The organism is Pseudomonas sp. NPDC087803, from assembly GCF_044742995.1.
Classification (GTDB): domain Bacteria; phylum Pseudomonadota; class Gammaproteobacteria; order Pseudomonadales; family Pseudomonadaceae; genus Aquipseudomonas.
The window spans coordinates 179,242-194,412 of sequence record NZ_JBIUVO010000001.1 but is presented as its reverse complement, the minus strand read 5'-3'; the positions used below and the strand labels follow the sequence as shown (position 1 = coordinate 194,412).

The window sequence follows — 15,171 nt, the reverse complement described above, 5'->3', positions numbered from 1 at the left end:
ATTATTTAATTGGCCCGATGTATCGGGCTGTGCCGGCGCTAGATGGTATGTAAGTGCGGCCATAAAATTGGCTTCGATGGCAAGTTTTATCAAGGTTCTCGCCTAGAACAGCAACGTGTTTCTTGTAACGATCACGCATCCTGTCGTTTTCTGGATCGCTCAGTCGCTTTACTGCTTCGCCCATAAATTTATCGAGTTCAAGTCGGTTTGTGCAATAAAGTTGCCCATCTTCCGCTGGCTGTGTACCGAATCCGTTCATTCGCATGCATATACTTTCAAACTGACTTTGGGCTTGGCTGATTGTATTCTGTTTTTTTGCATTTTCAACGATCCATCCAAGTATCCGCTCAATTGCTTTCTGTTGAAGTAAATGCGCCTCTTCGCTGTCGTAAGTACGCTTCTCAGAAAGTCCGGATTTGTTAGCGTCATTATCAGTGATGATAAATGCTTTTGGAGTGCTTATCAGTGTCATTATAAGTGGCCCAAGAGCGTCTGGTATTGCGTTGATAACCCAATTTTCAAGCTCATTCTGATTTTTATAGGTGATAATCGCATCCGCAATTGGGCCACCCTTGCCACTACGAGTCAAAGCCTCGTATAGGCTCATCACAACATCCCAACGCATCATGTACGCCATCGCCACGTTCAACCCGGCAGCACCCAATGCATTAAGCGCTGAAGCATATTCGCTCGCTTCAGGATCCATCCACTCGACCTTACGACCTTTAGTCTTGTGAAGTTCCTTACGGTACAAGTTGATGATATCAACCACCGCCTCATAACCAATCTCAAACTTAAAGCTGCCGTTAGCACCAGGGCCCAGCACTACCGCAGCCTTCAGATTGAGAATGAAGCGGCCCTTATCCACAGAAATCTGCGCCGTTCCCTGGAATCCTGCGCCCAGCGCAACCCCCACAGACCCACTCAGCTTGGCAAGCGTCAACCATGGATTCGCTTTTTTCGCGTCTTTATCGCTGCCGATACCCATTGTTGGAGCGGTGCGCAGGGCGACCAGTTCTTTAGGTGGTGCCCAGTTCAGTGCGCCGGTGAGTTCGATGGCGGCTTGCAAGCCTCCGAAAACATTGAAAGTCGCTTTCGCTCCGTTTTCGATCTGGACATTGGCGGCACGCCCGGTCAGCACTTGGTCTGTGCTTTTGGTACTGGCCACGGTGCCGGATTTGGACTTGTGTTCAAGGTCGGGAGTAGGGCTGTTGTCGCCGCTGTCGGCCTTGGCTTTCTTGGCCGCATCGTGATCTGCACGTTCTTCTTTGGCTGATGCGTCTTCACGCTGTGCGCGTTTGACCGGGCTGAGGGAGGCGCCGTATTTGACGTTGCCGAGGATGGGGCTCAACTCCACGCTGCCGGCTAGCAGCAACGATGCTCCGGCGTAGCCCCATGCCTTCACACCAAAGTGGAAGGAGAAGCGGCCGAAATTCATTTTTTGGGGGCTGCCGTCCAGGAAGTAATCAAGCGTGATGTCTTGAGCACTGGCTTTGGCAGGCATGTCGACTTTCAACAACTGAACTTCGCCACGGGCCAAGTCCAGGCTCAAGCCCATCTCGCCAGATATCTGGAAGCCCTCGGCGGCAGACATTTTCGGGCCTTCGAGCTTCACTTCGCCGTGAATGCTTGGCTGTGGCGGCGTCAGGCAGCGAACGAATTGCGCCTGAGGACTTGCATCGAAGAGTCTTACTTTGCCGCGTACACTTTTCTTGAACACCAGTTGCTGAAGATGCTTGCCCCAGTTGGTCAGCGCCGCGTCGTCCTCCAGTTCGGTGACCTCATAGCCTTGCTTTTTCAAGTAAGCATAAAAGTCTTTGGCTTTGAACCAGCCTTTTCCATCAAAACAGTCGCCGACTTGATCGCTGAACTTTATGGCGCCCTGATCTAGAAGCCATTGGCGGAACGAATTGATTTCACTGTTTTTATCGGAGCCTTCAGTTGCGTCCGCGGGCAAACTTTGAGTGACCTTTTTTACTGAGCCGGCCGCTTTTTTTGAATCCTCTTTCATGATCTTTTTTGCGTCTTTCAGGTTCGCCATGCTGAACCAGCTCAAGGGCGTGCCTTTGGCGTCAGAAAGACTGACTTCACGCAGCGGAAAGCCCGGTTTCACCATGCGGTCCACCGGTTTTGGCTGGAACTCTTCCGGTTCCCAAACCAGAAAACGCCCTGGTTTGCTAGTGCTGACATTACTTTGGGCTGTGGCCTGAAGGTCGTCTTTTATTTTTTGCAGGCGATCCCATTCGGTACGTTCCGCATCAACCAGGCCTGCTGGCGCTTGGGCATTCTGGCCTGTTGCCTCGATCCAGCGCTTGTATTTCTCCTGAAGCTGAGCTGTAACTTCCGCCTGCTTTTTCTCGGTATCCAGGTAGAGTTTGAACTTCTCGATACCGGATGGCAGGCCGTCACTGATCAAAGCGAATTCTGGAAGTGCGATGCCGTACTCAGACGCTTTGATAATGGATTCAGTGTAGGCATGGTAATCAAGCGCATCGGCGTTTTTGATGAGCGTATAAACATAGCCGACGAGATCGGCGGTGCAGTCATTCATGCCGCTGCAGATGTTTTCGTAACTTTTCTTCTTTTCCGCCAAGGCTTTGGCAACGTCTTCCAGCGGAACCTGCTTGAAGTCTTTGTTGCCGAGGAGTTTTTTGCGAGCCTCCAGATAAGCTTGTACCCGTGCGCGCGCTTCGATCGCCTCTTTGGAGTAGAGAGAGCCGCTTTCGTAGGTGTAGCCTTCCAGCTTCGCAGCCGCTACCGCTTCTTTTTTCAGCGCATGCCATTCAGCCCTCCGCTTGTAAAAATCGGTATAGGCGTTGTGGACGTCTTGCTGAGTAGCCAGATCTGCCGTTAGACGATCCAGACGCGATTGCGCGGTGTCCTCTAATGGGGACTGCGCAGCAGCCGTTGCCGGTTTTTTTCCGTTGGCTTCGTTTTGCCTCTTTTTGGCGGTGGCGGGATCGATTTCGATCTCATCCCCCATCGCCTCAAATTCTTCCATACGTGTACGCTTCGCACCCGTGAGGAAGTTGCTCAACTTGGGCTCAAGGAAGTATTCCAGCAAACCCGATTCTTGCAGCCCGTTCAGGCGTGCATCACGTGGTTTGCTGGGGGCAATCATTTTATCCAGCGCGAACATCGACTCTTTGATGGCGGACTTTGCCCGCTCAGGGAGTAGCCAGAACTCTTGTTCCTCTGTCGCATAAATGGCGCTCGCAAAAGTCTTGGAGCAGGGTGGGGCGTGAGGCTTGAAGGTCTTTGAGGAACCATCGGGAGAGTCCTTGACCGGATCCAGCTCAACCAAGTCTTCCGCAGAGCACTGCGTTGCACCATTCGCAGCCGTCTCGGCAGGGGCCTTAGGCGCAGCGGGTGCCGAAGCAGCGGGTGAAGCTGAGGCGGTTTGCGCGCTTTTAGGGACGCTCAGGTTCCATCCGACTTTGACGTTGTTCGGATCGGTGATGAAGGGGTTGAGTTGGCGAAGTTGCGCCACGGTGCTGTTGTAGCGCGAGGCAATCTGGCTCAGGGTTTCGCCGGGCATGACGGCGTGATTCGTGATTTCCATGGTGATTCCGTTCTGTTGTCGCGTCACCGTTAACGTTGGGCGACGGCGGCTGATTCCAGGAGCCGATCTACTTTGATAAACGACTCGTCCTTTGATTGCAGGATCGCCATGATCTCCGGCTGCGCTTCAAATAGCGGGCCGTTCACGGCATGACCAAGCTTGAGCAGGTGATCACCTTCATAGATGTTGCTCTTGAGCAGGAGGTCGAGGTTGTCGGCGATATCGTTCAGACGATCATCATTCGGCTCTTCAAAAGCTACGTATTCCTCATCTACCCAATACACCCAGCCGAGACGCGCTTGAACTTGCGCGGCTGCCTCCGGAAGGTTGAATGGCGCTTTGTCACCTGGCCATGTCGATTCTTTGTTGGCTATCCAGGCTAACCATGGACCACGCTGCTCGCCGAAGTTCTTTGGCGCCGGGGAGTAAACGGCGCTCCAGCAACCCAGTAACTGATCAAAGGTTTTATCGGCGGTGTAGACCAATGCTGCCCACAGGCTCGGTTTGTGGAAGCTCAACAAACTCTGCCCTCCAGAACCGTCGTTGACTTTGAGGAGCCAGCGTGCGTGAGCCAGGGCTTTTTCCGGGTCAGGTGTTGAGATCGCAATTCCCGAAAACTGTTCCTCACAAAGTTTTGTCGCTTCTGCAGCCAGTTTGCTGCCTCTGGGGGCGATCAACCACAATGGGCCCTCAGGGATCTCTGCGAAGTCGGTACCGAAGAACAGCTCTTGAGAAACAACGGGTTCACCTACTCGGTAGAGCCGACTCAAGGCTTGCGGCTGGAGGCCCTGATCGATGATGAAGCACAGCGATTCGCTTGCAGCGGGCAGATCCGAGAAGTTGTAGCGAGGCTCTGCCAGCAGAGCGCTCAGCGCTTTTACATGCATGTGCAATCCTTACGGCTGCAAGCGCCGTTACTCTGTTTGCCGCACAACGGTGTGATGCCTGATTCATTGAGACGAGCGGGGAGCGGTGCTTTGCCCGCCTTATCCGCATCCGCCACCTTCATCGGCCCTGGCAGCAACGGCGCGGCCGGCGTACCTACACCCGGTGCACCGCCGGTATTGACCTTCACCTCGGCGCCGCTGATGGTCACGCCACCGGCGTCGACCTTGACGAAGCTGCCGCCCGCTTTGGCGGTCAGTTCCATGGCGCCTTCGAGGACGACTTTCTGGCCGGCGTAGTAATGGATTTCGCTGCCGGCTTCGACGAATTGCGCTGTGCCTACTTTGAGGTGCTGGGTGACTGCGACGGTCAGGTGGTCATCTGCGCGCATTTCACTGACGCGATTCAAATGGGTGATGCGGTGCTCTTCGACTTTGAATTCGCTGTAGGCATTGGCCTCAACCGTGTCATGCCGCTCATTGCCCACACGAATCTTCTGGTCGTGCTCGATGTTCTCGTCCCAATCGCGCTGGGCATGGATGTAGATCTGCTCGGCACCCTTTTTGTCTTCAATGCGAAACTCGTTGTAGCCCTTGCCGCCCGGGGAACTGAGGGTTTTGAAGGTGCTGCGGGTTTTGTTCGCCGGCAGGTCGTAGGGGACGACGTTTTCCTTGTGGTACAGGCAGCCGGTGACGAGTGGCTGGTCGGGGTCGCCTTCGAGGAAGGTGACGAGGACTTCCATGCCGATGCGCGGGATGGCGATGCCACCGTAGGCGGCGCCGGCCCAGCCGCTGGCGACGCGCAGCCAGCAGGTGGTTTTGTCGTCGGCCTGGCCGTCGCGGTCCCAGTGGAACTGGACTTTGATGCGGCCGTACTGGTCGCAGTGGATCTCTTCGCCGGCCGGGCCGGTGACGATCGCGGTCTGGCTGCCGAGGACTTTAGGTTTCGGGTGTTCGAGGGCAGGGCGGTAGTGTGCGTCCCACGGGGTGGCGAGGAAGCTGTTGCGGTAGCCCTGGTGGAAATCGCTTTTGTTGTCGGTGACGTCGCTGGTGACGTTTTCACCGAGCACTTGCGGTTGTTTGCCCTCGTGGAAGACTTCCAGCAGCAGCCACAGGTCGTTCCATTCAGCGCGCGGGTGTTCGGCCAGGGTCAGGAAGTGGCCGCTGGTCAGGGTCGGTTCGTCACCTTTGCCTTCGGCGAGTTTGTAGTCGCTGCGATGGCGTTCGAGGGCGCGGGTCGAGAGGAACTTGCCGCGCTCGCGGGTGGTGAAACGGCCGGGGTAATCGTAGTCTTCGAGGTCCGGGGCGAACTCCGATTTGACCGCGCCTTCGGGCAGGATCTTCGGTTTTTCGAAGTCGTAGTCGCGCCGGCTGACGCGAGTGGTGCGGGTTTCCAGGCGCAGGTTGAAACGCTTGATCACCGGTTTGTCGGCGCTCATGCCGGAGTCTTGCTGGTAGCTCACGGCCTTGAGTTTGCGGAACACCGTCTGGTCGTCGCCGAACACCAGTTTGTGCCCGCTGCTGCTGTGCTGGAAGTGGAAGTGAATGCCTTCCTCTTCGCACAGACGCTGGATGAAATGCAGGTCGGATTCGTCGTACTGCACGCAGTAGTCGCGCTGCGGGTACTCGGCGTTGAGCTGGAAGCTGTAGGCGTCGGCGAGGATGCCGCGATCTTCCAACACTTGGGCGATGATCTTCGGCACCGTGAGGTTCTGGAAAATCTGCTGGTCATGGTTGTGCCGCAAATAGGCCAGTTGCGGCACCAGGCTGATGCTGTAACGGGTCAGAGTCTTGCCGGAATCGCCTTGTTCGATGCGGTACACCAAGCCGTGGATCTGGCCTTCGCCGGTGGCGCCGAAGGTCAGGACGCCGGGCTTGTGCAGCAGCTCTTCGAGTTTGAGGTCGGGGCGGGCGCTGACCAGTTCGAGGTCGAAACGGAAAGGCTCGTTGAGGGCTTCGCGACCGGTGAAGCTGAGCACTTGCAGGTCGGCGGAGGCGCCTTCGAGCGTAAGGGTAATGTGGGTAGCGTTGGCGTCCAGCATGCCTTGAATTCCGTCCATTGAATAAGCAGGTGACGGATGATGGAGGATTAAACCGCCCCGTTCAAGGCGCAAATGCCGTAGGCACGGGGCCCGCAGCGTATAGGGAAAACCCTTAGGGTGGTGGTTTAGCCCAATGAAACCGGGGGCTTCGCCGCTGTGAGCCACTGGTCGGCGCACGGTTCTAGCCAGGCGCAGGCTGAAGAATCGCCGGTCAGTTTCAGACTAAAGTCGCCTTCGGCCCGTCAAAGCCATCTGCCATCATTGCGCCTCACCCCTGCGTGTCCACTTCTTCCCGGCTGTTTTTGACCCGGGACGGGAGCTATTTTTCTGGCTGACTGCGCCTCGGCGCAAACGCTGTACTGTTGGAGTTTTTCATGCGTCCCCCATTCCCCCTCATCACCCCGCGCCAGTCGTTTGGCTTCGGAGCCGTTGTGCTGTGCGCCGGTTTTGCCGCGCAGGCTCAGGCCAGCGGTTTTCTCGAAGACACCACGGCGAAAATCGAATCGCGCACGGTGTATTTCAACCGTGATTTCCGTGATGGGCACACCTCCAACGAGCAGGGCGCTTCCAAGCGTGAAGAGTCGGCTCAGGGCTTTATTCTCAATCTGCAATCGGGTTACACCGAGGGCACGGTCGGCTTCGGCATTGATGCGCTGGGCATGCTCGGTTTTCAGCTCGATTCCAGCCCTGATCGCAGCAACAGCGGCTTGCTGCCGTCCAGCGGCGAGAACCCGCGCGGCTCGAAAGGCCAATACGCAAAAATGGGCCTGACCGCCAAGATCAAGGTCTCGGACACGGTGTTGAAATATGGCGCGCTGCTGCCGGACCTGCCGCTGCTCAAGTACAACGACGGCCGCTTGCTGCCGACCCTGTTCAACGGGGCAATGCTGACCTCCAAAGAGGTCAAGGACCTGACCTTCATGGCCGCGCGTCTGGACAAGTACACCGCGCGCGATTCCACCGACTCACAAGACATCCGCGTGCATTGCAAGAACAAGCGCTACGCCTGTAACACCACCGCCGATCATTTCGATATGTACGGCATCGACTACAAGATCAACGATCGCCTGACCGCGCAGTATCACTACGCGGAACTGGAAGACATCTATCGCCAGCACTTTGTGGGTCTGTTGGCTAACCAGCCGCTGGGTGACGGTGTACTGAAGGCCGATCTGCGTTTGCTGAAAAGCGCCGACAGCGGTGATGCCAAGGCCGGCTCCATCGACAACCGCGCCTTGAGCGGCATGCTGTCCTACGGCATCAGCGGCCACACCTTCAGCGCCGGCTGGCAGCGCATGAACGGCGACAACTCGATGCCGTACCTCGATGGCAGCAATCCGTATCTGGTCAACTACGTGCAGGTCAACGACTTCGCCGCCGCGCAGGAACGCTCGTGGCAGCTGCGTTACGACTATGACTTCAAGGCCATCGGCATTAACGGCCTGAGCTTCCTCACCCGTTATGTGAACGGCGACCACATCAAGGTCCCGGGCAGCGATCAGGAAGGCAAAGAGTGGGAACGCGACAGCGAGCTGAAGTACGTGATCCAGACGGGCACGTTCAAGGATGTCAGCCTGCGTCTGCGCAATGCGACTTACCGCACCAACTATGAAAAGTTTGCGCGGGATGTGGATGAGACCCGGTTGATTGTGAGTTACAACTTCTCCGTCCTCTAAACCTCACCCCTGTAGGAGCTGCCGCAGGCTGCGATCTTTTAAAAAGCAAGATCAAAACATCGCAGCCTGCGGCAGCTCCTACAGGGATCTTCGGCGGCCTACAACCAATGCCAGAACCGGCTCCAGAAGCCGCGATTCAGATCGTCCTTGCAGCCGGCATACTGCCGCGCATACACATCGGAGCGCGCCTGCACCTTGCGTGCAGTCGGCATCAGCCAGGCTTTGCTGGCGTAGGTCTTGTTGCGGAAACCGCCCCAGCCTTCGTGGTAGTTGAGGTACTGGTTGTAGGCGTCGTATTTGTACACGCCGTTGATCGAAGTGGTCTTGTCCATGTACCAGCCGACGAAGTCGATGGCGTCGTCGAAGTCTTCGCGATCAGCGCCGTGTCGGCCGGTGCTTTTCTGATAGTCGGACCAGACTTCATCCTTGGCCTGGGCATAGCCCGAGGCTGTGGTGACCCGGCCCCACGGAATCACCCACAACAGGTATTTGCGCGGCGTCTTGGCGTCGTAGCGATAGCCGGACTCCTGATACATGATCGCGAAGGGCACCTGGATCGGTACGCCCCAGCGCTTTTGCGTAACTTGCGCGGCGTCGTACCAGTCGCTTTTCTCGCGGAAGATCGCGCAGATGTCTTCCGGCGAACGCGGCGGCGAGGTGCCGCAGCCGCTGAGTAATCCCGCCAGTATCAAAAGTCCCGCCGTCCGCCCCGAAATCAAACCGTCATCCCCATGCGCGCAAAAAGGGCGACAGTCTACGCGCTCAGGTCAACTGGTGACGATAGGGTAAATCCGGACCGGTCTTGCTGCACGTAAGGGCGGCCGCCTGTACGGCAAACCGGAGCATTGCGTCGATCTGCTCGCGGCTGAGCGCTTGAACCCCTTCGACCGAGTCCAGTCCTTGCTCGGTCAGCCAGGTGATCAGCGCCGCCTGAAAGGTATCGCCGGCGCCGACGGTATCAGCGATCTGCACCGAGCACGCCGCTACTGACCACGAACCATGAGTGCGGCTGAACACCGTTGCGCCTTCGCCGCCACGGGTCAGGAACACCAACTGGCAGCGATGCTGCAGCCAGCCTTCGATCACGCGTTGTGGGTCCTGCTCGGGATACAGCAGGCTCAGGTCTTCGTCGCTGACCTTGATCATGTCGGCCAGTTGCACCAAGGTCGCCACGCGCTCGCGCCACAGGTCGATGTTCGGCTCCGGGTTGAGGCGCACGTTGGGGTCGAGGGTGATCAGGCGCTTGCCGCTTTCACGCTGCACCAGCGTCAGCAAGGTGTCGGCGATCGGTTGCACCACCAACGAGAATGAGCCGATGTGCAGGCCGCGTACTTCGGTGCCCAACTGCGGCAGATGGGCGAGACTCAACTGGCGATCGGCGCAGCCTTCACCGCGAAAGCTGTAATGCGGCGAGCCGTTGGCGCCGACCGCGACCATCGCCAGGGTGGTTGGCGCGGCGAAGTCGATCAGGTAGTCCGCACGCACGCCTTCAGTCTGCAACACCTGCTGCAAGCGTCGGCCGAGATAGTCGGTGGACAGCCCGGCAAACAGCGCCGAATCCACACCCAAACGGCGCAAGCCGACCGCGACGTTGAACGGCGAGCCGCCGGCAATCGCCTTGAAATTGACCTTCGAGGCCAGACCGCTGGCATCGTCTTCGCTGAAGAAATCGAACAGGGCTTCGCCACACACCAAATACATAATTGTTTGCTCTTTATAGGGTTGCGACATGCTGTTGATAGCGTTCATAGGCCTGCTGGAACGCCGCGACATTCGCGGCAATCGGCAGGGTTTCGCTGTGCAGATCGAGCTTCACACAGCGCTGGCACAGATCGGCCAAAGTGTCCTCGTGGCCGTTCGACCATGATTTGCACCACGCCGCCTGAATCGCCGCGCCAAGGGCTGCGGCTTCGCTGTGTTCGGTGCAGATCACCGGGGTGTTCATGATGTCGGCGACGATCTGCCGCCACACCGCACTTTTCGAACCGCCGCCGATCAGGCAAATGCTGCGGCTTTGTAAACCATTGTGGCGCAACAGATCCAGTCCATAACGCAAACCGAAGGTGGTGCCCTCGACCACGGCGCGACACAGGTTGGCCTGGGTCAGGTTGTTCAGGGTCAAGCCGTGCAGGCTGCCGGTGGCATGGGGCAGGGCGGGGACGCGTTCGCCGTTGAGGAACGGCAGCATGCTCACGCCTTCGGCACCGATCGGCGCCTGGGCCACGAGTTGATTGAACTGCTCCAGGTCGAGGTTGAACAGTTCGCGGATTGCGCCGGTGGCGTTGGTCAGGTTCATGGTGCAGATCAGCGGCAGCCAGCCACCGCTGGACGAACAGAACGTCGCGACCGAGGCATCCGCGCTGACCTTCGGCGCTGCGGCGTAGGCGTACACCGTGCCGGAGGAGCCGAGGCTCATGGTGATCGCCCCCGGCTGAATGTTGCCGGTGCCGATGGCGCCCATCATGTTGTCGCCACCGCCGCTGGAGACCAGCGCATTCGGGTTGAGGCCGAGTTGTTCGGCAACCGCCGGCAGCAGCGTGCCGAGCGCCTGATGCGCGTCGATCAGCTCCGGCAGTGCGGCTTGCAGGCGACCGCTGGCGTCGATGTCGCGTAGCAGTTGCAAGTCCCACTGGCGGCTGCGCACATTGAAATAGCCGGTGCCGGAGGCGTCGCCGTATTCGCTGCAGGCGCGACCGGTGAGCCAGAAATTCAGATAATCGTGGGGCAGAAGGATCCGCGCAATACGCGAGAACACCTCCGGGTGTTGTTCTTGGGTCCACAGCAGTTTCGACACGGTGTAGCCCGGCGCGATGACCACGCCGAGGCGCTCCAGTGAGCCTTTTTCGCCGCCGAGGTGTTTGAGCAAACGGTCGTTTTCATCAGTGGTTTCGGTGTCGCACCACAGCTTGGCCGGGCGCAGTACCTGGCCCTGATCGTCGAGCAGCACCAGACCGTGTTGCTGGCCGGAGACACCGATGCCGAGGATCGCCTGACCGTCGACATCGGCGGCGAGCAAGGCGCGGCGGGTGGCGAGGGCGAAGGCGTCCAGCCACTGTTGAGTGTCCTGCTCGCGCCGGCCGTTGGCGCCGCTGATCATCGTGTGCGTGGCGGCGCCTTCGCCGAGCACCTGACCGCTGGCGGCATCGAGGATGATCGCCTTGGTGCCCTGAGTGCCGCAGTCGATGCCGAGGAAGAGTTGTCGGGTGGTCACAGTGAAGTCCTCAGGGTGTCGGGTTTGCCAGGGTGAGGCTGCCATTCGCGAGCAGGCTCGCTCCCACATTTTGAAACGCGTTTCCCTGTGGGAGCGGGCTTGCTCGCGAAGGCGTCGGTGGTTTCACCGCATCACTCAGCCAGCACCCGCTCCAAAGTCCGCGAAACACCCACCTCACGCAAGCTGTTGCAGCACCATTCAAATGCCGCCACAAACGCCGCCGACCGCGGAATCGTCGTGCCGAAGATCTCCTCAACCGCCAGCAAGCGCTGAGTGATCAACGCATCATCCGCCACCAACCCCTGACAAAATTCCGCCCGTGGATCGGGAATCGCATAGGTATCGCCGTTCTCATCCACACCCTTCAAATACAGCGCCCACGCCGCCACCACCAGCGCCGCTCGCTTGGTTTCCTGACCATCGGCAATCAAGCGGTTGATGGTCGGAATGGTGAACTTGGGAAACTTCGACGAGCCATCCGAACACACCCGCTCCAGCTGATCGGCAATCGCCTGATTAGAGAAGCGCGCGACCAGCGTATTTTTGTAGTCGGTCAGATCGATGCCCGGTACCGGCGCCAGTTGTGGGGTGACGTCGAGGTCCATGTACGCACGCATGTAGCGCACGAACAGCGGGTCGTTCATGGTTTCGTGAACGAAGCGGTAGCCCTTCAGAAAACCCAGATACGTCAGCGCCAAGTGGCTGCCGTTGAGCAGTTTGATCTTCATTTCTTCGTAGGGCGAAACGTCATCGGTGAACTGCACGCCGACCTGTTCCCAGGCCGGGCGACCGTTGACGAATTTGTCCTCCAGCACCCACTGCACGAACGGCTCGCAGACCACCGGCCAGGCATCGTCCACCGCGTGTTTGTCGGCCAGTTGCAGGCGATGCGCGGTGCTGGTCATCGGCGTGATGCGGTCGACCATGGCGTTGGGAAAACTGACGTTCTGCTCGATCCAGTCGCGCAGCCCAGTGTCACGCAGAGTGGCGAACGCTAGCAGGGCTTTGCGGGTCACTGCGCCGTTATGCGGCAGGTTATCGCAGGACATCAGGGTGAACGCCGGTGTGCCTGCGCCACGACGCTTTTCCAGCGCTGCGCAGAGGAAGCCGAACACGGTTTTCGGCGCCTGCGGATGGGTCAGGTCGTGCTGAATCTGTGGCAGGTGCGCCATGAACTCGCCGTTGCTGTCGTCGATGCAGTAGCCGCCCTCGGTGATGGTCAGCGAGACGATACGGATCTGCGGATCGGCGAGTTTGTCGATCAGCGCTTGTGCGCCGTCTTCGGCCAGGAGCATGTCGCGGATCGCACCGATCACCCGCACTTCGGTGTCGTCGCTGTCACCGAGCTCGAACAGGGTGAACAGGTAGTCCTGTTCCTTCAGGTCGTCACGGGCGCGGCGGTCTTCAGCGCGCAGGCCGACGCCGCAGATCGCCCAGTCCAGCGCCTGACCGGTGTTCATCAGCGCATCGGTGTAATACGCCTGATGCGCACGGTGGAAGCCGCCGACGCCAATGTGCGCGATGCCCTGCCGGGTGTCGCTGAGGCTGTAGGCCGGCAGTTGCACCTCGGGGGCGAGGCGATGCAGGTTTTGTTTATTCAGTTTCATCGGGCAAGTCTCGAAATTCAGGCCGCGACGCGCAGCGGGCGGGTCAGCGCCACGCCATTGGCGTCGAACAGGTGGCAATGGCTGGCGTCCAGGTGCAGGTTCAGTTGCGCGCCGTAGCGGCTCGCCAGGTCGCCGCGCACGCGCATGGTCAGGGCTTCGCCGGCGCTGGTGGTGACATGGCAGAAGGTGTCGCTGCCCAGGCGTTCGCTGACGTCGGCGGTGACTTGCAGGGTGCAGTCGCCCGGTTGGGCCAGTTCCAGATGTTCCGGGCGAATGCCCAGGGTCACCGCGCTGCCCACGCTCAGGTTGGCAGCGTTGAACGGCAGGGTGATGCGCGTGCCGGCGTCCAGCGAAACTTCGCAGGTCTGGCTGTCTACGCGGGCGATCGTGCCCTTGAGGAAACCCATTTTTGGCGTGCCGAGAAAACCGGCGACGAACAGGTTGGCCGGGTTGTGATAGAGATCCAGCGGCGAACCGACCTGCTCGATTTTGCCGCCGTTGAGCACCACCACCTTGTCGGCCATGGTCATCGCTTCGACCTGATCGTGGGTCACGTAGATCATCGTGGCTTGCAGGTCCTTGTGCAGCCGCAGCAACTCCAGACGCATCTGCACGCGCAGGGCAGCGTCGAGGTTGGACAGCGGTTCGTCGAACAGGAAGATCTTCGGATTGCGCACGATGGCCCGGCCGATGGCGACGCGCTGGCGCTGCCCGCCGGACAGCTGTTTCGGCTTGCGCTCGAGCATCGGCCCGAGTTCGAGAATCCGCGCCGCTTCGCCGACCTTTTTCTCGACTTCGGCTTTCGGCACGCCGGCCAGATCGAGGGCGAATGACATGTTCTTTTTCACGGTCATGTGCGGGTACAGCGCGTAGGTCTGGAACACCATCGCCAGATCGCGCTTGGCCGGGCTGACTTCGGTGATGTCGCGGCCATCGAGTTCGATGGTGCCGCCACTGACTTCTTCCAGCCCGGCGATCAGCCGCAGCAGCGTGGATTTGCCACAGCCGGACGGGCCGACGAAGACCACGAATTCCTTGTCGTTCACCTCAAGGTCGATGCCCTTGATGATGGAGAAACCTTCGAAGCCTTTTTGCAGATTCTTGATTTTCAGGTTGGCCATGATGGTGGGCCTCCGCGATAAATTATTCAGTTGAACCGGATCAGCTTTTCTGTAGGAGTGAGCCTGCTCGCGATAGCGGAGTGTCATTCAGCGATGATGTCGACTGACATGGCCTCATCGCGAGCAGGCTCACTCCTACAGGTGGTTGTGTTGGGTCAGAGATATTCATTTCACGGCGCCGAACGACAAGCCGCGTACCAGTTGTTTCTGGCTGATCCAGCCGAAGATCAAAATCGGCGCACAGGCCAGAGTCGAGACCGCCGACAACTTGGCCCAGAACAAGCCCTCAGGACTTGAGTACGAGGCGATCAGCGCCGTCAGTGGCGCGGCTTTCGACGAGGTCAGGTTCAGCGACCAGAAGGCCTCGTTCCAGCACAGGATCAGCGATAGCAGCACGGTGGAGGCGAGGCCGCCCTTGGCGATCGGCAGCAGCACGCGGACCATTTCCTGCCACAGGGTGGCGCCGTCCAGACGGGCGGCTTCGAGGATGTCTTTGGGGATGTCCTTGAAGTAGGTGTAAATCATCCACACCACAATCGGCAGATTGATCAGGGTGTAGATCACGATCAGTGCGATGCGTGTATCGAGCAGGCCGAAACTCTTCGCCAGCAGGTAGATCGGCATCAGCACGCCTACCGGCGGCAGCATCTTGGTCGAGAGCATCCACAGCAGCGTACCCTTGGTGCGCTGGGTTTCGTAGAACGCCATCGAGTAAGCGGCGGGCACCGCGATCAGCAGGCACAGGGCGGTGGCGCTGAAGGAAATCACCACCGAGTTCCAGGCGAAACTGAAGTAGTCGCTGCGCTCGTTGATGTGCAGATAGTTCTCCAGCGTCGGCGTGAAGATGAACTGCGGTGGCGTGGCGAAGGCGTCGATTTCGGTCTTGAAACTGGTCATCACCATCCAGAAGATCGGGAAGAAAATCACGATCGCGATGGCCCAGGCCAGGGTGCCGAGCAGCAGGCTTTGCAGCCGGCGGGATTGTTGAAGAGTCATGGCGGGCCTCAGGCTTTGTCAGTCAGGTTTTTGCCGATCATCCGCACCAGAATGATCGGCAAAAACCTGACT

10 protein-coding genes and 1 pseudogene are annotated in these 15,171 nt (G+C 59.0%); 1 reads left to right on the top strand and 10 read right to left on the bottom strand.

Features of this window, described 5'->3' with window-relative positions; genetic code table 11:
• Position 1: 1 nt before the first annotated feature.
• The 3 genes from ACIOUG_RS00770 to ACIOUG_RS00760 are packed head-to-tail and all read right to left on the bottom strand — an operon-like array spanning position 2 to position 6,488.
• Positions 2–3,562 carry a LysM peptidoglycan-binding domain-containing protein gene (locus tag ACIOUG_RS00770; RefSeq protein ID WP_401061741.1) on the bottom strand — a complete coding sequence of 1,187 codons (3,561 nt, stop codon included), beginning with the start codon at positions 3,560–3,562 and terminating at the stop codon, positions 2–4.
• Positions 3,563–3,591: 29 nt separating this feature from the next.
• On the bottom strand, positions 3,592–4,449 hold the full coding sequence (locus tag ACIOUG_RS00765; protein WP_401061739.1) for a DUF4123 domain-containing protein: 858 nt from the start codon (positions 4,447–4,449) through the stop codon (positions 3,592–3,594).
• Positions 4,440–6,488 carry a type VI secretion system tip protein VgrG gene (locus ACIOUG_RS00760; RefSeq protein ID WP_401061737.1) on the bottom strand — a complete coding sequence of 683 codons (2,049 nt, stop codon included), beginning with the start codon at positions 6,486–6,488 and terminating at the stop codon, positions 4,440–4,442. The genes ACIOUG_RS00765 and ACIOUG_RS00760 overlap by 10 nt, the downstream gene beginning before the upstream one ends.
• 374 nt (positions 6,489–6,862) lie before the next feature.
• On the opposite strand from ACIOUG_RS00760, the gene ACIOUG_RS00755 reads away from it, so the two are divergent.
• Positions 6,863–8,164: an OprD family porin gene (locus ACIOUG_RS00755; protein WP_401061735.1), complete on the top strand. Its 1,302-nt coding sequence runs from the start codon at positions 6,863–6,865 to the stop codon at positions 8,162–8,164.
• A gap of 98 nt (positions 8,165–8,262) precedes the next feature.
• On the opposite strand, the gene ACIOUG_RS00750 is transcribed toward ACIOUG_RS00755, so the two are convergent.
• The 7 genes and pseudogenes from ACIOUG_RS00750 to ACIOUG_RS00720 form a co-directional block, all read right to left on the bottom strand.
• The gene (locus ACIOUG_RS00750) at positions 8,263–8,883 is read right to left on the bottom strand and encodes a hypothetical protein (protein ID WP_003225153.1); all 621 of its coding nucleotides are present in this window, start codon (positions 8,881–8,883) and stop codon (positions 8,263–8,265) included.
• 43 nt (positions 8,884–8,926) lie between these two features.
• Positions 8,927–9,865 carry a carbohydrate kinase gene (locus tag ACIOUG_RS00745; RefSeq protein ID WP_401061733.1) on the bottom strand — a complete coding sequence of 313 codons (939 nt, stop codon included), beginning with the start codon at positions 9,863–9,865 and terminating at the stop codon, positions 8,927–8,929.
• 13 nt (positions 9,866–9,878) lie between these two features.
• Positions 9,879–11,375 carry a xylulokinase gene (xylB, locus tag ACIOUG_RS00740; RefSeq protein ID WP_401061731.1) on the bottom strand — a complete coding sequence of 499 codons (1,497 nt, stop codon included), beginning with the start codon at positions 11,373–11,375 and terminating at the stop codon, positions 9,879–9,881.
• A gap of 131 nt (positions 11,376–11,506) precedes the next feature.
• Positions 11,507–12,982, bottom strand: a complete 1,476-nt coding sequence (locus ACIOUG_RS00735; protein WP_401061729.1) for a mannitol dehydrogenase family protein — start codon at positions 12,980–12,982, stop codon at positions 11,507–11,509.
• 17 nt (positions 12,983–12,999) lie between these two features.
• On the bottom strand, positions 13,000–14,103 hold the full coding sequence (locus ACIOUG_RS00730) for an ABC transporter ATP-binding protein (protein ID WP_401061727.1): 1,104 nt from the start codon (positions 14,101–14,103) through the stop codon (positions 13,000–13,002).
• 165 nt (positions 14,104–14,268) lie between these two features.
• Positions 14,269–15,099, bottom strand: coding sequence for a carbohydrate ABC transporter permease (locus ACIOUG_RS00725; RefSeq protein WP_003225143.1), 831 nt, complete (start codon positions 15,097–15,099; stop codon positions 14,269–14,271).
• Positions 15,100–15,107: 8 nt separating this feature from the next.
• Positions 15,108–15,171 (bottom strand): annotated as a pseudogene (locus ACIOUG_RS00720) (hypothetical protein); the annotation flags it as partial.

Excerpts from the sequence above, each read along its gene's own strand:
- ACIOUG_RS00760 (WP_401061737.1), bottom strand. The coding sequence starts at position 6,488 with ATGCTGGACGCCAACGCTACCCACATTACCCTTACGCTCGAAGGCGCC.
- ACIOUG_RS00735 (WP_401061729.1), bottom strand. The coding sequence starts at position 12,982 with ATGAAACTGAATAAACAAAACCTGCATCGCCTCGCCCCCGAGGTGCAA.
- ACIOUG_RS00755 (WP_401061735.1), top strand. The coding sequence starts at position 6,863 with ATGCGTCCCCCATTCCCCCTCATCACCCCGCGCCAGTCGTTTGGCTTC.
- ACIOUG_RS00745 (WP_401061733.1), bottom strand. The coding sequence starts at position 9,865 with ATGTATTTGGTGTGTGGCGAAGCCCTGTTCGATTTCTTCAGCGAAGAC.
- ACIOUG_RS00770 (WP_401061741.1), bottom strand. The coding sequence starts at position 3,562 with ATGGAAATCACGAATCACGCCGTCATGCCCGGCGAAACCCTGAGCCAG.
- ACIOUG_RS00765 (WP_401061739.1), bottom strand. The coding sequence starts at position 4,449 with ATGCATGTAAAAGCGCTGAGCGCTCTGCTGGCAGAGCCTCGCTACAAC.
- ACIOUG_RS00730 (WP_401061727.1), bottom strand. The coding sequence starts at position 14,103 with ATGGCCAACCTGAAAATCAAGAATCTGCAAAAAGGCTTCGAAGGTTTC.
- ACIOUG_RS00725 (WP_003225143.1), bottom strand. The coding sequence starts at position 15,099 with ATGACTCTTCAACAATCCCGCCGGCTGCAAAGCCTGCTGCTCGGCACC.